This is a genomic window from Acinetobacter sp. 1566109 (genome assembly GCF_000582255.1).
Taxonomy (GTDB): Bacteria; Pseudomonadota; Gammaproteobacteria; order Pseudomonadales; family Moraxellaceae; genus Acinetobacter; species Acinetobacter nosocomialis.
In genome coordinates this window covers 1-23,093 of the sequence record NZ_JEYB01000056.1, presented here as the reverse complement: position 1 = coordinate 23,093, position 23,093 = coordinate 1, and the positions used below count along the sequence as shown (strand labels likewise).

The window sequence follows — 23,093 nt, the reverse complement described above, 5'->3', positions numbered from 1 at the left end:
AGTTGGTTAGAGCACCGCACTCATAATGCGGGGGTCACAAGTTCAAGTCTCGTCATAGCCACCATTTTACAGACCACGCTCCTGCGTGGTCTTTTTTTATGCTTATTTTTTGATTAAACACAGTTTGTAAAGACCGACTTTATAGTTCTGGCATTGTTTGTCTAACCCAATTTCTTCATGTTCTTATAACACTTAACAAGGATGTTGAAGACATGAAAAGGTCATTATTATTTTTAGGAATTCTAAGCTTAACTGCTGGAGCACAAGTCTCTGCGGCTGATTTGAGTTGGGGTGATCCAACTTTAGATTCGGGTCAATTTAAAGTGTCTGGTGCGGTACGTTCCCGTTATTTACATAAGGACTATGTGGTTGGGGCCAATGAAGGCTCTCAAAATGATGACTGGCGACTCACAGATATTAAATTAGTGTTGGGTTACGAAAATCCAGATTGGATTGCGGGCTTAGATGCTCGTTGTTACCAATATAATCGCCTGTGTGACGCAATTTTTCTCAAAAAAGTATGGGCAGGTTATAAACTATCTGACCAACAAAGAGTTACAGTAGGTTTACAACCTGTTGATTTTGGCTTTGGAGAATTTTGGGGCAGCAGTTATTACGAGACACTTTTAAATACGGTTGGTTTAGAAGATATTGATAATTTAGGAATTAAATATAAATTTGCAGATGATAAATATAATTTGACCTTAGGTTTTTATCCATCTGATGGTGGAAATTATAAGGGTACTTCAAAGGACTCAAGCCGATATAGTGGTAATTTTGTTGAAGCTGATGACTTGTCCAATGGCACTAATATTGAAGAAAAAAATATGTGGATTGGCCGCGCATCTAGAAAATTTGAAATTGATAAAGCTCAAAATTTTTCAACAGAATTGGGTGGTTCGTTTTGGTATTCTGATTTAGAAAATAAAAGAACAAACATAGATGGACATCGTAAGTCATGGAATGTGTTTGCTCAAACCCAATACCAAGCTTGGCAATGGATGTTCTTAGCAGGTAAGCAAGATGTCACGAATGGAGATGATTTATTTCCAAATAGTTCAACTATTGGTGCTTTCGACTATCCATATCAAGTAGCGAATAAGGGTAAGTATTTGGTTAATGAAATTAATTACACCTTCGCTCAGCCATTTCATCAACTTACCAATATTAAGCCTTATATTTCTCATAGTCGCTTTTTCAAAGATGAGGATGGCTATAAAGACTCTGAGCGTTTAATTGCAGGCGTTTATTTTAATTACAAAGCTATTGGTATTCAGGGTGAATATATTATGAGTAAAAATGACCCAATGGTAGGTGGTGGGGCAAATGGCCTTGCACAAGGTAGTAGTAATGACTGGGATAAACTGTTTTATCTTTCAATTGGATATTATTTCTAAAAGTTAAAAGTAAACGATTACCCTAAGTGAATAGGCTCACTTAGGGCTTTTTTATAGAAAGACTTTTTCAGGTGGTGGTTCACGTTTGACGGCTGGTGAAATGAGTTGTCCACGGTTTAGGTTTTGTACATGCTGTAAACGATTAAGTAATTCATTTTGAATAAACAAAATACAGGTTTGCAGTTTGGAAGAGCTTTTTAGACGTGATGGATAAACCGCCCAAACATCTGCGTCTTGCCAATATTCAGGCAAAATATGCTGAAGTTGGCCGGTAATCAATTCATCTGCAACATCCCAAATCGAACGGAAAATAATACCGTGACCTTCTATGGCAAGCTGATGAATAATCTCGCCGTTATTAGAAACAAAACGTGGTTTGATATGCACTGAAACATCTTCAGAAGCATGTCTAAATTTCCATAGTACAGATGATTGATCACGTTCACTAATCGTTAAACAGTCATGTGTTTGCAAATCTTCAATACTGTCTGGTACGCCGTGTTTAAGTAAATAGCTAGGTGCTGCACATAAAATTCGAAAATTAGAAGCTAACTTCTTTGCAATCATGTTTGGCGCAATTTCATTACCAATTCTGATGTCTAAATCAATACTGTGTTGAATCAAGTCCTTGGTATTGTCGATGGTGTCAAAATGTATTTGAAGCTTTGGATAAAGCATCATTAATTTAGACAAAATTGGTGCGATATGTTTTCTGCCAAAACCAAAGCTACTAATAATATCCATACGACCCGTAGGTGTACTGAGTGGGTTATTGACCAGTTCACAAACTTCATCAAATTCCTCAAGAATATTTGAAACTCTCTCAAGAATGAGTTTGCCATCTTCTGTCAGGCTAACGTGACGCGTACTGCGATGAAAAAGTTTGCAGCTTAACGTGTTTTCTAAAATATTAATTCGCTTGCTAATAAAAGCTGGCGATGTCCCAAGTTCCTCAGCAGATTCGACAAAACTTTTTAGTTTGGCGACTGTGCAAAAAACCTTTAAATCCGATAGGTTAGGTAGATTATTCACGATCCGTGTCCATTGGATTGATAGTTCCGTTGTTGATCATTTTTGCTTAAAACATCATGTTTAAGCCATACAAGGATATTAGTCGAAGGTGTGAAGGAAGCTTATGGCAAAAAGATATAAAGTTGCCACGATTGCAGGCGATGGCATTGGTTTAGAAGTTCTACCAGAAGGCATTAAGGTTGTAAAGGCAGCAGCAGAGAAGCATGGCATTGAGCTTCAGTTAGATGCTTTCGATTGGGCAAGCTGCGATTATTACCTTGAGCACGGCAAAATGATGCCGGATGACTGGTTTGAAACTTTGCAGGGCTACGATGCAATTTATTTTGGCGCTGTAGGCTGGCCAGATAAAGTGCCTGACCATATCTCGCTTTGGGGTTCGCTGCTCCAGTTCCGTCGTGGTTTTGACCAATATGTGAATTTACGTCCAGTGCGCTTAATGCCAGGTGTGAAATGTCCATTGGTAGGTAAAAAACCGGGCGACATCGATTTTTATGTGGTTCGTGAAAACAGTGAAGGTGAGTACTCAGCCATTGGTGGCAAAGCTTTTGAAGGAACAGACCGAGAGTTTGTTTTACAAGAGGCTGTATTTACACGTCATGGTGTAGATCGCATTTTGCGTTATGCATTTGAATTTGCAAATCAACGTGATGCGAAAAAAATTACTGCAGCGACTAAATCAAATGGTATTGCTGTCAGCATGCCGTACTGGGATGAGCGCGTTGATGCGATGGCAAAACAATATCCACAAATTCAAGCTGATAAACAGCATGTTGATATTTTGGCGGCTCGTTTTGTGTTGCAACCTGAGCGTTTTGATGTGGTTGTGGCATCGAATTTATTTGGCGACATTCTTTCCGATTTAGGTCCTGCATGTACGGGAACCATTGGTTTGGCTGCTTCAGCAAATTTAAACCCAGAAAGAAAATTCCCATCATTGTTTGAACCTGTACATGGTTCAGCACCAGATATTTACGGTAAACAAATTGCCAACCCAATCGCTGCGATTTGGTCGGGTGCCATGATGTTCGAATTCTTTGGTGAAGAAGACGAGCGTTGTATCCAAGCAGGTCAGGATATTATGCACGCGATTGAGAATGTCTTAATTAATGGACCAAAAACAGCCGATATCGGTGGTCAGGCGAAAACTTATGAGGTAGGAGATGCAATTGCATCATGTGTAGCCCAAACTAAAATGGACGTATTCGCTATGGAATAACGCCATCCAAAAATGGATGTATGGATATGGATAATCAAAACACAAAAATTTATACGGATAAAGTTCTTGCCGTAACCAGCTTACTGTTTGTATTTATTTCAGTTGCTGGTTTGGCGATTTATTCGCAAGAGTCAATCAAGATTGCTGCAACGTGGATGCAATGGACGACATCGGTATTTACAACCCCAGTATTACTGTTTGCTTTTTTAGCCATCATTTTTACTTTTGGTCTTGCCTTTAGTAAATACGGAAAAATTAAGCTTGGAGAAGGAAAACCTCAATACAGCACAATGTCATGGATTTTTATGTTCATCTTGTCAGGTATTGGTTCTTCCACACTGTACTGGGGCTTTTTGGACTGGGCTTACTATTATCAAACTCCGGGTTTGAGCTTACCGCCTGAGTCAGCAGAAGCATTGAAATATAGCGTGGCTTACTCGTTTTTTCACTCTGGCTTAAGTGCTTGGGCAATTTATGCTTTGGCATCAATTTCTTTGTGCTACAGCTATCATGTGAGAAAAAACAAGGGATTAAGCTTAGCTTCAGTAATTGAGGCTGTGACAGGTTTTAAATCAACTGGCGTGGTTGGTCGTTTAGTCGACTTAATGTTCTTGCTTTGCATGTTTGGCGCATTGACGATCTCATTGGTACTCACTGCCGTGACATTTACCAATATTTTGTCTCAGCTCACAGGTATTCCAAATACCTTTATGACCAAGGTTATCATTATTTTGGCAGTTTCAGTTCTGTTCGCACTAAGTTCTTATGTAGGTATGGACAAGGGCATGCAGCGTTTAAGCCATATGGTGTGTTTGGGTGTAGTGTTATTTGCAATTTATGTACTTTGCTTTGGTCCGACTCAGTTCATTTTGAATAACTCATTAATGAGTTTTGGGTTAATGGCTACCAACTTTGTCGATATGAGTTTGTTTACCGACCCAATGGGTGACGGCAAGTTTACTCGAGAATGGACTGTTTTCTACTGGTTATGGTGGATTTCATATGCACCGGGTGTGGCACTGTTTGTAACGCGTGTTTCTAAAGGTCGTACCATTAAAGAAGTGATCTTTGCCATGGTAATTGGCGGCAGTGTCGGTCTTTGGTTCATCTTTGGTGTGTTTGAAAACTACAGCGTTTATAGCTTTATTCATGGGGCTGTCAATGTACCGCAAATCTTAAGTCAACAGGGTGGTGAGGTTGCAATTGGTCAATTGCTCAGTCTGTTACCTGCCGGAAAACTCATGATGTGGATTTTCCTCGGCATCATGGTGGTGTTCTTGGCAGCGCATATGGATGCGGTCGGATATGCGGTTTCAGCAACATGTACACGTGGTTTAAGTGAAGGACAAGACCCATCACCAAACGCTCGTCTGTTCTGGTGTGTCATGCTGACTTTAGTTCCAATTGCCATGATTTTTAGTAAAGCACCGTTAGACACCATGAAAACGGCAACTATTGTGACGGCTTTACCATTCATCGTGATTATTCTGATTCAAACCTATGGCTTAGTGAAATGGTTAATTCAGGATTATGCCAAAGTCCCATCGCATTTAATTGAGCAACAAGGTTATGATGATGCGGAAATTGGTTTAAACCAGTCTCAAGATGAACATGCAAAACGGATGCAGCTTGAGCTTGCAAGCTCAATCAAACTGGATAGAAAAACCAGCTAGAGGGAACGGTAATGACGACACGTGAACAGACTACTTATGTCTTAAGTGAAGAAATGCAAAGCCTAGTGTACTGGAGCAGCATTTATTCACCAGCAGATGCAGATATTGACTCAATTCGTGCAGCATATGAGGCGATGTGCCGACACTACACTTTGCCACGTGATGGCAAGATTGAAGTAGAAGACCGAGTGGTTGCAAATGCAGGGCATCCTGTACCTGTTCGTGTGTATTTACCAAAAACAAATCGACCTAAAGCTGGTTGGCCATGTGTGTTGTATTTACATGGCGGTGGTTGGATGGTCGGTGGACTCGATTCACATGAGTTTATTACCAGTTATTTATGTCAGGACTTAAATGCAATTGTCATTGGTGTAGATTACCGCTTAGCACCAGAACATCATTTTCCTGCAGCTTTTGAAGATTGTTTAGCGGTATATCAATGGCTTAAACAGCATGGTTCAGCTTGGCAAATCGATAGCGAAAATATCGTTCTAGCAGGTGATAGCGCAGGCGGTAATTTAGCAGCCGCTCTTGCAGTGGATCTACAACATAGTGGTTTGCAAGCTCAAGGGCTGGCATTGGTTTATCCATGTTTAACGACAGCATTTGATACCCCAGCCGTGCAAAAGCACGCCCATGCGCCGTTGTTAACGGCTGAAGATATGCATTTTTATTTAAAGGAATATGCACCGAATTCACAAGAGTGGCAGGATTTACGTCTAGCACCTTTATTGGCAACTGATTTTTCAGATATGCCTACAAGTTTTGTGGCAGTTGCAGAATATGACCCTTTAAGTGATGACGGTTATCTCTTTACCCAAAAATTGGAACAAGCAGGTATCCCTAACGAGTTTCATTTAGGTAAAGGTTTATTACATGGCAGTTTACGTCTGATGCGTGACTGTCCGGAAGTTCAACATTTATATCAAAACATGCTAAGTGCAATACGTCGCATGTTGAGCAGTGCCGAAAAGACATCAATTTAATATCGAGTCATTTGGACGAAAAGAATTTAATGGAGTAAAAACATGAGTGCAGTTGAAAAATTACCTGAAGATTTTTGTGCAAACCCAGATGTTGCATGGACTTTCCCTAAAGTTTTCTATACTTCATCTCAAGTTTATGAGCATGAAAAAGAATCAATCTTTGCTAAAAGCTGGATTTGTGTTGCACATGGCAGTGAGTTGGCTCAGCCAAATGACTATATTACCCGTAAAGTAATTGGTGAAAATATTGTCATCATTCGCGGTAAAGATAGTGTTCTACGTGCGTTTTATAATGTGTGTCCACACCGAGGCCATGAGCTTTTAAGTGGCAGTGGTAAAGCAAAAAATGTCATTACTTGCCCATATCATGCATGGACTTTCAAGCTGGACGGTAGCTTGGCATTGGCACGTAATTGTGACCATGTTGAATCTTTCGATAAAGAAAACTCAAGTATGGTTCCTTTAAAAGTCGAGGAATATGCTGGTTTTGTTTTCATTAATATGGATGAAAATGCGACTTGTGTAGAAGACCAGCTTCCGGGCTTTGCTGAGCGTTTAAATCAAGCATGTAGTGTAATTAAAGATTTGAAATTGGCGGCTCGTTTTGTAACAGAAACGCCAGCAAACTGGAAAGTTATTGTCGATAACTACTTGGAATGTTATCACTGTGGGCCTGCACATCCGGGCTTTGCTGACTCAGTACAAGTCGACAAATATTGGCATACTACACATCAAAACTGGACATTACAGTACGGTTTTGCGCGTTCATCTGAGAAGTCATTTAAGCTTGATCCATCAGTAACAGATCCTGAGTTTCATGGGTTCTGGACTTGGCCTTGTACCATGTTCAACGTACCACCGGGTAGCAACTTCATGACTGTGATCTATGAGTTTCCAGTTGATGCAGAAACAACGTTGCAGCATTACGATATTTACTTTACAAATGAAGAGCTTACTCAAGATCAAAAAGATTTGATTGAATGGTATCGCAATGTATTCCGTCCTGAAGATTTGAACTTGGTTGAAAGTGTGCAACGTGGTTTGAAATCACGTGGTTATCGTGGCCAAGGTCGTATTATGACTGACAAGCAACGCTCAGGAATTAGTGAGCATGGTATTGCCTACTTCCAACATTTAGTGGCGCAGCATCATAAATAAAAAAATGGATTTATTCAGGTGTAAAGATCACTTACACCTGATTCTTCAGTTAGGAAGATGATATGTCGAGTTTACAAAGTACTGAACTATTTCAGCAACAAGCCTATATTAATGGGCAATGGTTAGCTGCACAGTCGAATGCGACTGTTCCGGTGAGTAACCCAGCTACAGGCGAAGAAATTGGCACAATTCCGAATATGGGAGCGGCAGAGGCAACGCAAGCAGTTGAAGCTGCCTATATGGCTTTACAAAGTTGGAAAGCTTTAACTGCTCAAAATCGTGCTGATATCTTGTTGGTTTGGCATAAACTGGTTCTCGATCATACCGATGAACTTGCTTTAATCATGACCATTGAGCAAGGTAAGCCTTTAGCAGAAGCAAAAGGTGAGGTTCGCTATGCTGCATCATTTATTCAATGGTTTGCAGAAGAAGGCAAGCGTATTTATGGTGATGTGATTCCAACCGTAAATAACCAGCAGCGTTTTATTATCAGTAAAGAACCTGTGGGTGTTGTGGCTGCGATTACGCCGTGGAATTTCCCAATTGCCATGATTACCCGTAAAGCAGCGCCAGCTTTAGCAGCAGGTTGTACGGTCGTGATTAAGCCAGCCAATGAAACACCTTACTGTGCATTAGCGATTGTAAAGCTTGCAGAAAAGGCGGGTATACCAGCTGGTGTGATTAATGTTGTTACTGGTAAATCTCAAGAAATTGGCTCGGTATTTACTTCACATGAAAAAGTGAAGAAGTTGACTTTCACTGGTTCAACGCCAGTGGGCCGTTTACTAATGCAGCAGTGTTCAAGCACCATTAAAAAATTGGCGCTTGAGTTGGGTGGAAATGCTCCTCTGATTGTGTTTGATGATGCCGATTTAGATAAAGCTGTACAAGGCGCGATTTTTGCCAAGTTCCGTAATGCAGGTCAGACTTGTGTTTGTGCTAACCGCATTTATGTACATGACAATATTTATCAAGCTTTTGCCGAGAAGTTTGTACAAGAAGTACAAAAATTTAAAGTCGGTAATGGACTTGAAGATGGCGTACAAATTGGCCCATTAATTAACGAAAAAGCAGTTTTGAAAGCACAGCAGTTAATTGATGATGCAGTGAGCAAAGGCGCTAAGATTGCCTGTGGTGGTAAACAGCATGCTTTAGGACAAACCTTTTATGAACCATCAGTTCTAACGAACGTTGACCGTACAATGGAAATTGTCCAAGAAGAAATTTTTGGTCCAGTTGCGCCGCTTATTCGTTTTACAGATGAAGCAGATGTGATTGCTCAAGCAAATGACACGATTTTCGGTTTGGCAGCGTATGTGTATAGCGAAAATATTTCACGTTTATGGCGAGTGTCGGAACAGCTTGAATATGGAATGGTCGGTATGAATGCCACAGCAATTTCAAATGAAGTTGTACCATTTGGTGGTGTGAAGCAATCAGGCGTTGGACGTGAAGGTTCAAAATATGGTCTTGAAGAATTCATGACTATTAAATACATGTGTTTAGGGCTTTAAGGATAAGCCCTAACAACAAGAATATGCGGTAAAAGAAGGATTCTAATATGGCTAGTCATTATGAAATGTTCCCAGCAGTTGTTACTCGTGTGGAACAGCTAACCCCTTTAATCAAACGGTTTACGTTCAAACGTCAAGATGGGCAGAACTTTCCTCGATTTAGTGGGGGAAGCCATATTATTGTCAAAATGAATGATCAACTTTCCAATGCTTACTCATTGATGGGCTGTACGCAAGACTTATCAACTTATCAAGTCTGTGTTCGTAAGGATGTCGAAGGTAAGGGTGGTTCGGTTTTCATGCATGATCAGTGTAATGAAGGCTGTGAAATCCAGATATCAGAACCAAAAAATTTATTCCCGCTAGCTGAAACAGGCACTAAACATATCTTAATTGCAGGTGGAATTGGTATTACACCGTTTTTACCGCAAATGGATGAGCTGGTAGCACGTGGTGCAGAGTATGAGCTGCACTATGCTTATCGTTCACCTGAACATGCGGCTTTACTTGATGAATTAAAGCAAAAACATGCAGAGCACGTATTTAGTTATGTTGATTCAGAAGGCTGCATGCTTAACTTAGACGAATTAATTTCATCGCAACCAAAAGGCACACATGTATATGTATGTGGACCTAAACCTATGATTGATGCGGTGATTGATTGTTGTAACAAGCACCGTTACCGCGATGAATACATTCACTGGGAACAATTTGCCTCAACAGTTCCAGAAGATGGTGAAGCATTTACGGTGGTACTTGCCAAATCTAATCAGGAAATTGAAGTACAAAGTAACCAGACTATTTTACAAGCTATTGAGACATTAAATATTGATGTGGAATGTCTATGCCGAGAAGGGGTTTGTGGTACATGTGAAACCGCTATCTTAGAAGGTGAAGCAGAACACTTCGATCAATACTTAAGTGATGCCGAAAAAGCTTCACAAAAGAGCATGATGATTTGTGTATCAAGAGCAAAAGGTAAAAAACTAGTATTAGATCTTTAATATATTTCTGTGGCCGATCAATTGCTTAAAGTATGAATTTGCTAAAAAATGAACAAATAATGATGATCTGAATCATATTTGTTCATTTGGTGGGCATTAAGAGTTTTGAAGTATTGACCTGCTATACAGAACTATAGATAATGCGCACACAGTTTACGGCTATGTAGCTCAGTTGGTTAGAGCACCGCACTCATAATGCGGGGGTCACAAGTTCAAGTCTCGTCATAGCCACCATTTTAAAAACCACGCTCCTGCGTGGTTTCTTTTTATCTATTTTTTACTCACTAAAATGTTTTTCAATCATATCGAGTGTTTTTGAGCTTTGATAAAAAGGAGCTAGGAGCGCTTGAAGCAACGGTTCCAAAATACCATGCTCATTAAAGGCATCCATAACCTTCGGATAAAAACGTAAAGCTTCAGTTTGTAAATCGGTTTCGGTTAAACCAATCTCACTTAACACTTCAAATAGACTTTGGCCTTTATAAAAATCATAAAAAACTTCGACGCCATATAAAATAAGATCTTGCATAAATTGCGATTGACGTAATTCTTTCCAGTATTCATAAATTAAAACAAAGAACTCTTCCACATCGAGAGGAGTGAGCTGTTTCATAAACTCATACATTTTTTTATGCCTAATATCTTCCCAGATATGACGCACTAAGCTTTCTAAATCTTCAGCCGACAAAAGACTTAATTCTGTCAGTTGTTCATGAATAAAGCTGGCAATCCAAGTTTCAAGTTTGTGCTCGAGACGTTGTTGCTGCAAAAACGAGAATTTTTTAAGTTTATGCTGCCATTCAAAATGGTAGTCATTCACTTTAGTGGCAGTTAAAAATTTTGGTAATTTTTGTTCTAAGGTTGAAGTAGCAATATATTGGCAAAGTTGTTGAACAGAAGGGCTGGTTCTTAAAAACTCATTTAGATATTGAGGAATATGCTCCATTTCCAAAAACTTGGAAAGCCACATTTCAAACTGGTGATCGGATACCAAGTCTTGTAGCTGAATTGGAGATTTCATGGCAGATAAATAAATACGCTGTGCAATTTCCCCAATAAACTCAAGTAAGCCTGCACCCAGCTGCATTTCAAAAGCATAGCGTTTCACAACGGCTTGTAATTGTTCTAAATCTACAACTTCATAAAGTTTAATTTCGTCAGCATGTTGCATAAACAGTTGAATGAACTGCTGGAAATAAATAGGTGAGTTTTCTATCGATAATTGTTTTTTGAAAAATTCCACCTGCTCAAGCAAAAGTGCTTGAGCAAGTGCTGTGGTTTTTGATGAGTTTTTCTGCTCAGTCATTCGCTGTCCAACCGTTGACAATCGGATAACGTCGTTCGCGACTAAATGCACGAGAAGTAATTCTCGGGCCAATCGCACCTTGACGACGTTTGTATTCATTACGATCAACTAAACGGATGACTTTTTCAACAACTTCTTTATCAAAACCTTTGGCAATAATGTCTGCCTGACCTAAATCTTCTTCAATGTATGCATAAAGGATAGCATCCAATACATCATACGCTGGTAAAGAATCTTGGTCTTTTTGATCTGGACGAAGTTCTGCTGAAGGTGGGCGAGTAATCACACGCTCAGGAATAACCGGAGTTTCACTTAAGCTATTACGGTATTTTGCTAATTCAAACACGATTGTTTTATAAACATCTTTGAGAACAGCAAAGCCGCCTACCATGTCACCATAAAGTGTGCAATAGCCAACTGAAAGTTCAGATTTATTACCTGTAGAAAGGACTAAATTACCAAACTTGTTAGATAAGCCCATAAGCAATGTACCACGAGCGCGCGCTTGTAAATTTTCTTCAGTTGCATCGGCTGGTGAATTACCAAAGAACGGATACAAAGTTTGCATGAAGCTATTTACGATTGAGTGGATTTCGGCAATACCGAAAGTCACGCCCATACGGCGAGCTTGTTCAGCTGCATCTTCTACACTAATTTGAGAAGTGTAGGTATAAGGCATCATCACAGCTTGAACTCTTTCAGCACCGATAGCATCAACTGCAATAGCGAGCGTAAGGGCAGAGTCAATACCGCCAGAAAGACCTAAAATTACTCCAGGAAAACCTGAGCGCTCTACATAGTCACGTGTTGCCATGACTAAGCCTTGATAGATCTCTGCAAAAGTTTCCAATGCAGGAGCAGACTCAGTGACCTTATATAATTTTGTATCACGGTCAAATTCAGCTATATACAGGTCTTCTTTAAAGCTTGGCGCTTGTAAAGCAATTTCACCATTTTGGTTGCTGACAAAACTTGTACCATCAAAAATTAAATCATCTTGCCCACCAACTTGGTTGACATAAACAATGTTTAAATGAAGCTGCTTTGCAAGCTCACTTAATGTCTGTTTACGATGCTGTGGTTTACCCACTTCATATGGAGATGAATTAAGCACAAGTACAGTATCAACATTTAATTGGCTTAATTGTTTTACTGTATTGATTGACCAGATATCTTCACAAATGAGTACACCAAACTTATGACCTAAGTACTCAAATACCAAGTGCTGATGGCCTTTTTGGAAATAACGTTTTTCATCAAAAACGCCATAGTTTGGCAAGTTATGTTTATTGAAGACACCTAAAACCTGACCGTCTTTCATGACAGCAGCTGAATTATAACGTTGACCATCTTCTGTCTGGTTTACGAAGCCGAAAACCATCACAATATCTTTAACTTCGCTAAGTTGAGCAAAAGCCTTTTGCATACGTTTATTTAAATTTGGACGTAACAATAAGTCTTCAGCTGGATAACCAATCACAGAAAGCTCAGGAAAAATAATCAGGTCAGCATCTTGTTTTTTCGCCTGATTTGCTTGCTCAATCATCTTTTGGGTGTTTGAGTCAATATTGCCAATATGCGGAGAAAACTGAGCAAGGGCAACTTTAAAACTTTTCATTCAAACCTAATCCTAGATCATAACGAATATAAATACACATAGTGTTGATTTTTATGAATATAATTTTTCAACGATGTGTATAGCACGATAATAAACAAGTAAAATAGTAAACAAAAATGTCAAGATCAATAATATATACCAATCACATATTTTCTGCGTAAAAATAACGAGATTTTCTGTATACAATAGAAACAAGCTTCATTATTTTTATTGTTTGTATACTGCCTTAACACTCCAAATTTTGGAATAAGTTTTTATACTTATTTTCAATAATTTGACATTAATAAACTTAGATCTCAACTTTATTTTCATATTTTTTTGTTTATAAATTTTCTGATTATAAGTTAGCAAAAAAGTTACGTTGAAGACGATCTTGATTATTTAGTTACAAATCAAAGTGAGGTGAACAAATAATATTTGGCAGCTTACCTGAACAGATATCTCTAGCAATTTCTCCTTGCTGCTCAATATTGTAAGAGCTAAAAGCTTTCTGAGGATAGTAAGTGTATTTATATGGGTTGTAATATTTAAAACTCAGATAGTAGGCCGTTTGCAGTAAGGCACCTTTTAGTAATACGTGAATACCTCGTTGGTATTGCATCACATGAGTCAGCTCATGAATAAAAATGCCTTGTATGAATTTAGACTCTAGCGCGTAATTACTACTGTAGTCAGAAAGATTGACATAAATATTTCCATTTGGAGCCATCAAAATTCCATGGGCTTGCCAAGGTAAGTAACGAGTAGCAATAATTTTAGGGCGGTCACAATCTAAAAAATCTCCAAAAACCTTTTGCGCTAAAGCTTTTTCTTCTGGTGTAAGAAATCGAATCGGATAGCTTTTTAAGTGACGAAAAATGAAAAGGGTGAAAATAATAAATTGTCGATATGTGACAAGTTTAAAAGCGTTGAGAGTGAACATAGTTTTGCTAGTAAATAAGTTCATCTGTTAATTTGTAGCATAACATACATCAACTATGTTGAAAGACAGACGCAAATAACTGTCATTTCTTTCGCATGCGGTAGTTAGGCTGTTTTACTTGGCAAATCTTCCATTTTTAATATCATCATAGGCTTGTAAAATCTCATCATAAGTATTCATTACAAATGGACCATGACCATTAATCGGTTCTGTAATGGGTTGTCCTGTCAAAATAAGTAACTTACAACTTTGTAAAGCCGTAATAGAGAAATGCTCTCCTTGGTTTGACATCACTGCTAAACCTTGTTCCTCTAAAACGTCTTCATCTTTTTGAAATTGTACTCGGCCTGAACGTAAATAAACTAATGTTGTTTCGCCAGATTGAGCAGGGAAAATGGCTTGCTGACCTGCGCGGAGCTCTACATCCAAAACAGTAATAGGGGTGTGAGTAAGCGCGGGTCCTATAACATGGTTAAATTGCCCTGCAATAATACGTACAAATCCAGCTTCATTTTCCAGTTTCACCACTGGTATTTCAGCTTTCTTTAAACTTTGATAGCGTGGAGAATTCATTTTATCTGCTGCTGGTAAATTGACCCAAAGCTGAATCATTTCAAAAGCACCGCCAGATTTAGAAAATTCTTCACTAAACAATTCCCGATGAATTACACCAGCGCCTGCTGTCATCCATTGCACATCGCCAGCACTTATAGACCCACCTCCGCCAGATGAATCTTTGTGTTCCAATTCACCTGCATAAACAAGTGTTACCGTTTCGAAACCACGATGGGGGTGATCATTGACTCCTCTATGTTTTATAGAGGGTGCAATTTTTCCCGGGCCTAAATGGTCGAGTAGTAAAAAGGGGGAGAGTGTATTACCTAACTCATGGTAGGAAAAAACAGAAAGAACTGGATAAAAATCGCCGACTGCAAAAAGAGTATCGTTACGATGAATAAAAGCTAGACTTTTCATGCTTTAACCTTACTATTTATTGAATTTATAAAAAAGATGAGGTGTTTTTATAAGAATGTATCAAGATTGCTGTAAAAGTCTTTTGCTCGGAAAAATAAATTATGAATAGGTTAAGCCAGTGAAATGAATAAAAGAATTGAGTTAAAAATCTTAGATAATAAAAAACCCCAGTTAAAACTGAGGTTTTACGACAACTAAAATCACAACAGCAAATAAAATTAAGGTTGGCATTTCATTGAAAAAACGCCAGAACTTATGTGATTTATAGTGAGCATTTCCAATAAGCTTTTTGCGATAGTAACCACAAACTAAATGATAAATCACTAATAAAGCCACTAATCCAACTTTTAAATAGAACCATGTGGCTTCATGGTAATGTCGAGTTGCATCGCCCCAGTCTACAAGAAAATGGGCGGTAATTAATGTGGCAATCATAGATGGCCACATAATACCTCGATACAACTTACGTTCCATCACTTCAAAGCGTTGATGACTTGCCGCATCCTCACTCATTGCATGGTAAACATAAAGACGTGGTAAGTAAAACAAAGCAGCGAACCAACAAACCACAGCAATAATATGTAATGCTTTTACCCACAAAAAAGCATCAGAAGGTGCATCCATCGTTAATCCTAGGTGGGATTATGCATCCCACTTCTTGAAAATTAGGCAAGCGTTTACACCGCCAAAGCCAAAACTGTTACTCATTACAGTATTCAATTTTGCATCACGTTTTTCAAGCACAATATCAAAACCTTCAGTGCCATCATCAAGCTCAGTCACGTTAATGTTTGGAGCAATAAAGTCATTTTGAAGCATTAATACAGAGTAAATTGCTTCATGAACACCAGCAGCACCCAAGCTATGACCAGTCATAGATTTAGTTGAGCTTAAAGGTGGAACTTTACCTTCACCAAAAGCACGTTCCATTGCTTTAAGTTCAGTAATATCACCAGCTGGTGTAGAAGTACCATGGGTATTTACATAGTCAATTTTTTCTACGCCGTGTTGTTTTGCTTCTTCAAGAGCCATCAAGATACAACGAGTCGCACCTTCACCGCTTGGAGCAACCATGTCTGCACCGTCACTGTTCGCAGCATAAGCAACAACTTCAGCAAGAATTTTTGCACCACGTGCTTGAGCATGTTCAAGAGATTCAAGAACAACGAAACCGCCACCACCAGCAATAACGAAACCGTCACGGTCTTTTGAATATGGACGAGATGCTGTTTCAGGTGTGTCGTTGTATTTAGAACATAAAGCACCCATAGCATCAAACAATAAGCTTTGAGACCAGTGATCTTCTTCACCACCACCAGCAAGCATAAGGTCTTGTTTACCAAGTTGAATAAGATTATATGCATAACCAATTGCATCTGCAGAAGTTGCACAAGCACTTGCGATTGAGTGAGCAATACCTTGAAGTTTAAATGCAACACCCACGTTTGCAGTAATTGTGTTTGTCATGTTACGTGGAACGAAGAAAGGACCAACTTTACGAGCACCTTTAGTTTCTAAAAGCTCAGTCATTTCTACAACAGAAGCAGTTGAACCACCACCTGAACCGCCAGCAATACCATAACGTGGATTATCTGCTAAATCTTCCGCTTTTAAGCCAGCATGTTCAACAGCGGCAACAGCAGAGTTATAAGCGTACATTGCACATACGCCCATGAATCGTTTTAATTTACGATCAATATTGTCAAAATCTTGTTCTGCAGCAGCGCTGACATGACTCTTAAAATTGAGTTCAGCATAAGTTGGGTTAAAACGTGTCCCGGAGATTCCATTTTGAAGTGAGTGAGTAACTGCTTCTAAAGAGTTACCGATACATGAGTTAATACCCATACCAGTGATTACAACACGTTTCATCTACAGGTCCCTTTATGGTGATATTTAAAGTCTATGAACATGAGCAGCTATTAAATGATAGGAGAATATAGCTGTAAGAACATTAGACATATGTTTTCGTTGTTACCATGATAGCAGAAAGGTTTTTTATTTCTTATGGCAAATCTTTATGTCAATTTTGCATTTAAAAAAAATAACCAAATACACAGTATGTTGCATTTAGGGTTAACTAAAATACACACATTCAAGTTGAGATAAATCCACATTCCACCTAGTATTTATCTCTAATTAGATAAATTAAAAAATCGAGGTACTGGATGACAAAATTTAATAATAATCAATCTGACAATTTGTTTTCTCAGGTCTTCGGAGTGGCTAAAAAGCTCAGTTCTACTGGTTTAAACATCTTGCAGCAAAGCCAAATAGGTGAGGTTAGTAAGTTGGCTGAGCCACTTGCAAGTGGTAAAACAGTAGAAGGTAATGCTAGAAGTAAAAGTCCTTTTGAAGTGGAACAGTATGAAAGTCCACAACAAATGTTACGTGAACATTTACCTAAAGTTACGCGTCAGGTGTTTGGTCGTCATTTTAGAAAGGTCAATGGTATTGCGACATTTATTTCGCCTGACTGGAATGAAAAAATATCGAGCTATTTATTTGATTGGCTAAATGACTTTAGTTCAAAAAGTACGCTGACTGAAAAAATCTTAGAAGAGGCGGGTGCTAAAGACCTATTTGAGCTGACAAAAGATACTTCACGTTCACAACGTTTAAGTCAGGCTTTAATTGAACAAAATAAACTAATCGCAAGTATTCAAGGTGCAATTACGGGTGTATCGGGTATGGTCGGTGCAGCCGTAGATATTCCTGTTTCTTTAGTATTGGTTTTAAGAACAATTTATCAAACAGGACGATCACACGGTTTTGATTTGACTGAAGCCACTGATCAAGATGTCGTTGAATTTATTTTTAAAGAAGTTGATATTAGTCTGATTGCAGAGAAGCAGACAGTGCTTTTAGCACTTAAAGCTTTACGTAATATGTTAGAGACACAAGACATTCAACAGTTTCAGCAAGTACTTGGGTCTTCAAATGATATTGAGACTTTAAAAAGCTGGTTAGTCGATGAAAATGGTGAGTTCAAATGGAGCTGGTTAAATAAAGTTCCTCAACTTGCTGCAGTTGGCAAGTTTACTCCAGTTGCTGGTGCAGTACTTAGTGCTGTTTATAGCTGGAAGTTACAAGAAGATGTAGGCCATAAAGCACAAGCTATTTTTGGTGCAGCACGACATTATTTAAATGAACACCCAAGTGAGCATTTATCACCATTACAAGCTTACTATGCTGCAGTAACTCTTATTCAAAAGGCAAGTCCACGTCTTTTAAATGTTGGAGAAAATGGCAGTGTACATGCAGCACAACATCATAAAATTGAAAATCATGATGTAATTTCAAAAGTATCTGTTGTAGTCAAATCCAATACTTCTGAAAAAAGTGAAGAAAAAGTGCAAGAAAATGTTCATAACGGTATTGAGCAGCTTGCAGAGAAACATGTGGTTGAGCATGAACACAGTGAACAAAAACCAGCATTAGAAATTGAAAATGATGAGGTTGTAGAGGATCAAAAGTACTCTTAACAATACAATTACAAAGACAGGGTTTGAAAATTAAGTTTCAGCCTTATTTAAATTTGTAAATCATCCTGTCAAACATTGATATGGTCAACATTTGGTAAGTATTGCCATGTTGACCATTTTTGCATCTTGGCTTACAATTATGTGCCCTTAAAAAGAGGTATTTTCTTTTTAAGGTTTTTTAATAACGGGAGAATTGCCATATGGCAACAACGAATCAGTTGATCCGTAAGGGTCGTACGACTTTGGTTGAAAAATCCAAAGTTCCTGCGTTGAAGGCTTGTCCACAACGTCGTGGTGTTTGTACACGTGTTTATACAACTACACCTAAAAAACCTAACTCAGCTATGCGTAAGGTTTGCCGTGTTCGCTTAACTTCAGGTTTTGAAGTATCTAGCTACATCGGTGGTGAAGGTCATAACTTACAAGAGCACAGTGTTGTTCTTATCCGTGGTGGTCGTGTTAAAGACTTACCAGGTGTACGTTACCATACCGTTCGTGGTTCTTTAGACTGTGCCGGCGTTAAAGATCGTAATCAATCACGTTCTAAATACGGTACTAAGCGTCCTAAGAAGTAATTCTAGGAAACTAGTCCAAAAGCCCTTTAGCGTTTCGCTTGTTTGAATTCTTCATAGATTTGTAATTCAAGCGACGTATAGTAAGGCCAGCGTCGTGTACATGACACTTGTACAAACTGCTGGATTATCCTGAAGTGTCATATTATTAGGTGTATTAAAATGCCAAGACGTCGCGTAGTCGCTGCTCGTGAGATCCTTCCAGATCCAAAATTTAGCAGCCAAACAATCGCTAAATTCATGAACCACGTAATGCAAGATGGTAAAAAATCTATTGCTGAAAGTATCGTTTACGGTGCTTTAGAACGCGTTCAAGAAAAAAACAAAGTAGACCCAGTTGAATTTTTCGAGACTACTCTTGAGAAAGTTCGTCCTATGGTCGAAGTAAAAGCACGCCGTGTTGGTGGTGCTACTTATCAAGTACCTATGGAAGTACGCCCATCCCGTCGTACTGCCTTAGCAATGCGTTGGTTAGTAGATGCTGCTGCTAAGCGTTCTGAAAAAACTATGGCTTTACGTCTTGCTGGCGAGTTGCTTGATGCAGCTGAAGGCAAAGGTGCCGCGATCAAAAAACGTGAAGACGTGCATCGTATGGCAGAAGCTAACAAAGCCTTCTCTCACTACCGTTTCTAAGCGGATAAAACAGTCCCTAATCAGGAGAATACTCATGCATACAGTAGCTAGATTCAACATTGCTCTCTACCAAAGCGGGGGCTTTGCGGGTATTTAAGTTGCCCCGTTTGAGTATTCGTGCGCATCAATTTAATTGATGCGCCCTGTTTTAAAGATAACATTTAGGAATGTAGACATCATGGCTCGCCAAACCCCAATTACTCGTTACCGTAACATCGGTATCTCTGCGCACATTGACGCAGGTAAAACAACTACAACTGAACGTATTTTGTTCTACACAGGTGTATCTCACAAAATTGGTGAAGTACACGACGGTGCAGCAACAATGGACTGGATGGAACAAGAGCAAGAGCGTGGTATTACAATTACCTCTGCTGCTACAACTTGTTTCTGGTCTGGTATGGCTAACCAATTCCAACAACACCGTATCAACGTAATTGATACACCGGGACACGTAGACTTCACAATTGAAGTTGAACGTTCTATGCGTGTTCTTGACGGTGCGTGCATGGTTTACTGTGCAGTTGGTGGTGTACAGCCTCAGTCTGAAACTGTATGGCGTCAAGCAAACAAATATAAAGTGCCTCGTTTAGCATTCGTGAACAAGATGGACCGTACTGGTGCAAACTTCTTCCGTGTTGTTGAACAAATGAAAACACGTTTGGGCGGTAACCCTGTGCCAATCGTTGTGCCAATCGGTGCTGAAGACACATTCCAAGGTGTTGTTGACCTTATCGAAATGAAGGCAATCATCTGGGATGAAGCTTCTCAAGGTATGAAGTTTGAATACGGTGATATTCCTGCTGACCTAGTTGATACTGCTCAAGAATGGCGTACTAACATGGTTGAAGCAGCTGCTGAAGCTTCTGAAGAATTAATGGACAAGTACCTAGAAGAAGGTGATCTTTCTAAAGAAGACATCATCGCTGGTTTACGTGCTCGTACATTAGCTTCTGAAATTCAAGTAATGCTTTGTGGTTCTGCGTTCAAAAACAAAGGTGTTCAACGTATGTTGGACGCTGTAATTGAATTCTTACCATCACCTACAGAAGTTAAAGCGATCGAAGGTATCCTTGACGATAAAGACGAAACTAAAGCGTCTCGTGAAGCATCTGACGAAGCTCCGTTCTCTGCACTTGCGTTCAAAATCATGAACGACAAATTCGTAGGTAACTTAACATTCGTACGTGTTTACTCTGGTGTTCTTAAACAAGGTGATCCGGTTTATAACCCAGTTAAAGCTAAGCGTGAACGTATCGGTCGTATCGTGCAAATGCACGCGAACGAACGTCAAGATCTTGATGAAATCCGTGCAGGTGATATCGCAGCGTGTGTAGGTCTTAAAGATGTTACAACTGGTGATACATTATGTGATGAGAAAAACATCATTACTCTTGAGCGTATGGAATTCCCAGAGCCAGTAATTTCATTGGCTGTAGAACCAAAAACTAAAGCAGACCAAGAAAAAATGTCTATCGCTTTAGGCCGTTTGGCGAAAGAAGATCCATCGTTCCGTGTTCGTACTGATGAAGAATCTGGTCAAACAATTATTGCTGGTATGGGTGAGCTTCACCTTGACATCATCGTTGACCGTATGAAGCGCGAATTCGGTGTTGAAGCGAATATCGGTAAACCAATGGTTGCTTATCGTGAAACGATTAAGAAAACTGTTGAGCAAGAAGGTAAATTCGTACGTCAAACAGGTGGTAAAGGTAAGTTCGGTCACGTATATGTTCGTTTAGAACCGCTTGACGTTGAAACTGCTGGTAAAGAATACGAATTCGCTGAAGAAGTTGTTGGTGGTGTAGTACCTAAAGAATTCTTCGGTGCAGTTGATAAAGGTATTCAAGAACGTATGAAGAATGGTGTCTTGGCTGGTTACCCAGTTGTAGGCGTTAAAGCTGTTCTTTTCGACGGTTCTTACCACGATGTCGACTCTGACGAATTATCGTTCAAAATGGCTGGTTCTTATGCCTTCCGTGATGGTTTCATGAAAGCGGATCCTATCCTTCTTGAACCTATCATGAAAGTTGAAGTAGAAACTCCAGAAGACTACATGGGCGATATCATGGGTGACTTAAACCGTCGTCGTGGTATGGTTCAAGGTATGGACGATCTTCCTGGTGGAACAAAAGCAATTAAAGCAGAAGTTCCTCTTGCTGAGATGTTTGGTTACGCGACTCAAATGCGTTCTATGTCTCAAGGTCGTGCGACTTACTCAATGGAATTTGCTAAATATGCTGAAACTCCACGTAACGTGGCTGAAGGCATCATTGCTAAATTCCAAGCTGGCGGTAAAAAAGGTGACGACGAGTAATCTTTCGATTACTATAAGCCCTAACTAATTCTTAGTTGAAAACCAAGTGCTCATGGGGTGACCCTCCATGAGTAGTTAATAAAGGAAGATCATCATGGCTAAAGCCAAGTTTGAACGTAATAAACCACACGTAAACGTGGGTACAATCGGTCACGTTGACCATGGTAAAACAACTTTAACTGCTGCGATTGCAACTATTTGTGCAAAAACTTACGGCGGTGAAGCGAAAGATTACTCGCAAATCGACTCAGCACCTGAAGAAAAAGCACGTGGTATTACAATTAATACTTCACACGTAGAATACGATTCTCCAATTCGTCACTACGCACACGTTGACTGCCCGGGCCACGCCGATTACGTTAAAAACATGATCACTGGTGCTGCTCAGATGGACGGCGCGATCCTTGTATGTGCTGCGACTGACGGTCCAATGCCACAAACTCGTGAACACATCCTTCTTTCTCGTCAGGTTGGTGTACCTTACATCATCGTATTCTTGAACAAATGCGACCTTGTTGACGACGAAGAATTACTTGAATTAGTAGAAATGGAAGTTCGTGAACTTCTTTCTACTTACGACTTCCCAGGTGATGACACTCCAGTAATCCGTGGTTCAGCTCTTGCTGCTCTTAACGGTGAAGCAGGTCCTTACGGTGAAGAATCAGTTCTTGCTCTTGTAGCAGCTCTTGACTCTTATATCCCAGAACCAGAACGTGCTATCGACAAAGCATTCTTAATGCCAATCGAAGACGTATTCTCAATTTCTGGTCGTGGTACAGTAGTAACAGGCCGTGTAGAATCTGGTATCGTTAAAGTTGGTGAAGAAGTAGAGATCGTTGGTATTAAAGATACAGTTAAAACAACTGTAACTGGCGTAGAAATGTTCCGTAAACTTCTTGACGAAGGCCGTGCAGGCGAGAACTGTGGTGTATTACTTCGTGGTACTAAGCGTGAAGACGTACAACGTGGTCAAGTACTTGCTAAACCAGGTACAATCAAGCCGCACACTAAATTCGACGCAGAAGTATACGTACTTTCTAAAGAAGAAGGTGGTCGTCACACTCCATTCTTAAATGGTTACCGTCCACAGTTCTACTTCCGTACAACTGACGTAACTGGTGCGATCCAGTTGAAAGAAGGCGTTGAAATGGTAATGCCAGGTGACAACGTTGAAATGTCAGTAGAATTAATCCACCCAATCGCAATGGACCCAGGTCTACGTTTTGCGATCCGTGAAGGTGGTCGTACTGTAGGTGCTGGTGTTGTTGCGAAAGTAACTGCATAA

At 39.6% G+C, this 23,093-nt stretch carries 19 protein-coding genes and 1 tRNA gene; 13 read left to right on the top strand and 7 right to left on the bottom strand.

The features are described 5' to 3' along the window. The first annotated feature begins 212 nt into the window (after nt 1-212). Nucleotides 213-1,397 (top strand): porin, encoded by a 1,185-nt coding sequence (locus J582_RS21065; RefSeq protein ID WP_032048512.1) that lies wholly within the window; start codon nt 213-215, stop codon nt 1,395-1,397. A 51-nt stretch (nt 1,398-1,448) separates the two neighbouring features. On the opposite strand, the gene J582_RS21060 is transcribed toward J582_RS21065, so the two are convergent. Next, a complete protein-coding gene (locus J582_RS21060) occupies nt 1,449-2,429 on the bottom strand; it encodes a LysR family transcriptional regulator (protein WP_004710275.1) in 981 nt (326 codons plus the stop codon). Between the two features lie 103 nt (nt 2,430-2,532). Between J582_RS21060 and J582_RS21055 the strand changes: the two genes are divergently transcribed. The 7 genes from J582_RS21055 (at nt 2,533) to J582_RS21025 (ending at nt 10,214) form a co-directional block, all read left to right on the top strand. Beyond that, on the top strand, nt 2,533-3,645 hold the full coding sequence (locus J582_RS21055) for a tartrate dehydrogenase (RefSeq protein ID WP_004710273.1): 1,113 nt from the start codon (nt 2,533-2,535) through the stop codon (nt 3,643-3,645). Nucleotides 3,646-3,665: 20 nt separating this feature from the next. After that, nucleotides 3,666-5,318 (top strand): BCCT family carnitine transporter, encoded by a 1,653-nt coding sequence (locus J582_RS21050; RefSeq protein ID WP_006581588.1) that lies wholly within the window; start codon nt 3,666-3,668, stop codon nt 5,316-5,318. Between the two features lie 11 nt (nt 5,319-5,329). After that, complete coding sequence (locus J582_RS21045) at nt 5,330-6,304, top strand: alpha/beta hydrolase (RefSeq protein WP_032048511.1); 975 nt, start codon at nt 5,330-5,332, stop codon at nt 6,302-6,304. 42 nt (nt 6,305-6,346) lie between these two features. Beyond that, nucleotides 6,347-7,462: a carnitine monooxygenase subunit alpha gene (cntA, locus tag J582_RS21040; protein ID WP_004710265.1), complete on the top strand. Its 1,116-nt coding sequence runs from the start codon at nt 6,347-6,349 to the stop codon at nt 7,460-7,462. Between the two features lie 62 nt (nt 7,463-7,524). Further along, nucleotides 7,525-8,976, top strand: coding sequence for an NAD-dependent succinate-semialdehyde dehydrogenase (locus J582_RS21035; RefSeq protein ID WP_032048509.1), 1,452 nt, complete (start codon nt 7,525-7,527; stop codon nt 8,974-8,976). A gap of 47 nt (nt 8,977-9,023) precedes the next feature. Then, complete coding sequence (cntB, locus tag J582_RS21030; RefSeq protein ID WP_032048508.1) at nt 9,024-9,980, top strand: carnitine monooxygenase, reductase subunit CntB; 957 nt, start codon at nt 9,024-9,026, stop codon at nt 9,978-9,980. 157 nt (nt 9,981-10,137) lie between these two features. Further along, a tRNA-Met gene (locus J582_RS21025) sits at nt 10,138-10,214 on the top strand. A gap of 43 nt (nt 10,215-10,257) precedes the next feature. Here J582_RS21025 and J582_RS21020 read toward each other — a convergent pair. From J582_RS21020 to J582_RS20995, 6 genes are all read right to left on the bottom strand, one after another. Continuing rightward, entirely contained in the window at nt 10,258-11,286 is a 1,029-nt protein-coding gene (locus J582_RS21020) for a hypothetical protein (protein WP_032048507.1), read from the bottom strand. Further along, nucleotides 11,279-12,904, bottom strand: coding sequence for an NAD+ synthase (locus J582_RS21015; protein WP_004710259.1), 1,626 nt, complete (start codon nt 12,902-12,904; stop codon nt 11,279-11,281). Before J582_RS21015 ends, J582_RS21020 begins: the two co-directional genes overlap by 8 nt. 385 nt (nt 12,905-13,289) lie before the next feature. After that, complete coding sequence (locus tag J582_RS21010; RefSeq protein ID WP_032048506.1) at nt 13,290-13,850, bottom strand: hypothetical protein; 561 nt, start codon at nt 13,848-13,850, stop codon at nt 13,290-13,292. Between the two features lie 90 nt (nt 13,851-13,940). Then, the gene (locus J582_RS21005; RefSeq protein ID WP_032048505.1) at nt 13,941-14,801 is read right to left on the bottom strand and encodes a pirin family protein; all 861 of its coding nucleotides are present in this window, start codon (nt 14,799-14,801) and stop codon (nt 13,941-13,943) included. 171 nt (nt 14,802-14,972) lie between these two features. Next, nucleotides 14,973-15,425 (bottom strand): protoporphyrinogen oxidase HemJ, encoded by a 453-nt coding sequence (gene hemJ / locus J582_RS21000; protein ID WP_002050435.1) that lies wholly within the window; start codon nt 15,423-15,425, stop codon nt 14,973-14,975. 18 nt (nt 15,426-15,443) lie between these two features. Continuing rightward, on the bottom strand, nt 15,444-16,673 hold the full coding sequence (locus tag J582_RS20995) for a beta-ketoacyl-ACP synthase II (protein WP_032048503.1): 1,230 nt from the start codon (nt 16,671-16,673) through the stop codon (nt 15,444-15,446). 296 nt (nt 16,674-16,969) lie between these two features. On the opposite strand from J582_RS20995, the gene J582_RS20990 reads away from it, so the two are divergent. The 5 genes from J582_RS20990 (at nt 16,970) to tuf (ending at nt 23,093) form a co-directional block, all read left to right on the top strand. Further along, nucleotides 16,970-18,286, top strand: a complete 1,317-nt coding sequence (locus J582_RS20990) for an EcsC family protein (RefSeq protein ID WP_022575856.1) — start codon at nt 16,970-16,972, stop codon at nt 18,284-18,286. Between the two features lie 200 nt (nt 18,287-18,486). Then, entirely contained in the window at nt 18,487-18,861 is a 375-nt protein-coding gene (rpsL, locus tag J582_RS20985) for a 30S ribosomal protein S12 (RefSeq protein WP_002050319.1), read from the top strand. 159 nt (nt 18,862-19,020) lie between these two features. Next, nucleotides 19,021-19,491, top strand: coding sequence for a 30S ribosomal protein S7 (gene rpsG, locus J582_RS20980; RefSeq protein ID WP_001138055.1), 471 nt, complete (start codon nt 19,021-19,023; stop codon nt 19,489-19,491). A gap of 178 nt (nt 19,492-19,669) precedes the next feature. Further along, nucleotides 19,670-21,808 carry an elongation factor G gene (gene fusA / locus J582_RS20975; protein ID WP_002050327.1) on the top strand — a complete coding sequence of 713 codons (2,139 nt, stop codon included), beginning with the start codon at nt 19,670-19,672 and terminating at the stop codon, nt 21,806-21,808. 94 nt (nt 21,809-21,902) lie between these two features. Next, the gene (gene tuf / locus J582_RS20970; RefSeq protein ID WP_002157016.1) at nt 21,903-23,093 is read left to right on the top strand and encodes an elongation factor Tu; all 1,191 of its coding nucleotides are present in this window, start codon (nt 21,903-21,905) and stop codon (nt 23,091-23,093) included.

What these genes read in the sequence shown, in the direction of transcription:
- J582_RS21065 (WP_032048512.1), top strand. Translation starts at nt 213, where the DNA reads ATGAAAAGGTCATTATTATTTTTAGGAATTCTAAGCTTAACTGCTGGA.
- J582_RS21055 (WP_004710273.1), top strand. Translation starts at nt 2,533, where the DNA reads ATGGCAAAAAGATATAAAGTTGCCACGATTGCAGGCGATGGCATTGGT.
- J582_RS21050 (WP_006581588.1), top strand. Translation starts at nt 3,666, where the DNA reads ATGGATATGGATAATCAAAACACAAAAATTTATACGGATAAAGTTCTT.
- J582_RS21045 (WP_032048511.1), top strand. Translation starts at nt 5,330, where the DNA reads ATGACGACACGTGAACAGACTACTTATGTCTTAAGTGAAGAAATGCAA.
- cntA (WP_004710265.1), top strand. Translation starts at nt 6,347, where the DNA reads ATGAGTGCAGTTGAAAAATTACCTGAAGATTTTTGTGCAAACCCAGAT.
- J582_RS21035 (WP_032048509.1), top strand. Translation starts at nt 7,525, where the DNA reads ATGTCGAGTTTACAAAGTACTGAACTATTTCAGCAACAAGCCTATATT.
- cntB (WP_032048508.1), top strand. Translation starts at nt 9,024, where the DNA reads ATGGCTAGTCATTATGAAATGTTCCCAGCAGTTGTTACTCGTGTGGAA.
- J582_RS21020 (WP_032048507.1), bottom strand. Translation starts at nt 11,286, where the DNA reads ATGACTGAGCAGAAAAACTCATCAAAAACCACAGCACTTGCTCAAGCA.
- J582_RS21015 (WP_004710259.1), bottom strand. Translation starts at nt 12,904, where the DNA reads ATGAAAAGTTTTAAAGTTGCCCTTGCTCAGTTTTCTCCGCATATTGGC.
- J582_RS21010 (WP_032048506.1), bottom strand. Translation starts at nt 13,850, where the DNA reads ATGAACTTATTTACTAGCAAAACTATGTTCACTCTCAACGCTTTTAAA.
- J582_RS21005 (WP_032048505.1), bottom strand. Translation starts at nt 14,801, where the DNA reads ATGAAAAGTCTAGCTTTTATTCATCGTAACGATACTCTTTTTGCAGTC.
- hemJ (WP_002050435.1), bottom strand. Translation starts at nt 15,425, where the DNA reads ATGGATGCACCTTCTGATGCTTTTTTGTGGGTAAAAGCATTACATATT.
- J582_RS20995 (WP_032048503.1), bottom strand. Translation starts at nt 16,673, where the DNA reads ATGAAACGTGTTGTAATCACTGGTATGGGTATTAACTCATGTATCGGT.
- J582_RS20990 (WP_022575856.1), top strand. Translation starts at nt 16,970, where the DNA reads ATGACAAAATTTAATAATAATCAATCTGACAATTTGTTTTCTCAGGTC.
- rpsL (WP_002050319.1), top strand. Translation starts at nt 18,487, where the DNA reads ATGGCAACAACGAATCAGTTGATCCGTAAGGGTCGTACGACTTTGGTT.
- rpsG (WP_001138055.1), top strand. Translation starts at nt 19,021, where the DNA reads ATGCCAAGACGTCGCGTAGTCGCTGCTCGTGAGATCCTTCCAGATCCA.
- fusA (WP_002050327.1), top strand. Translation starts at nt 19,670, where the DNA reads ATGGCTCGCCAAACCCCAATTACTCGTTACCGTAACATCGGTATCTCT.
- tuf (WP_002157016.1), top strand. Translation starts at nt 21,903, where the DNA reads ATGGCTAAAGCCAAGTTTGAACGTAATAAACCACACGTAAACGTGGGT.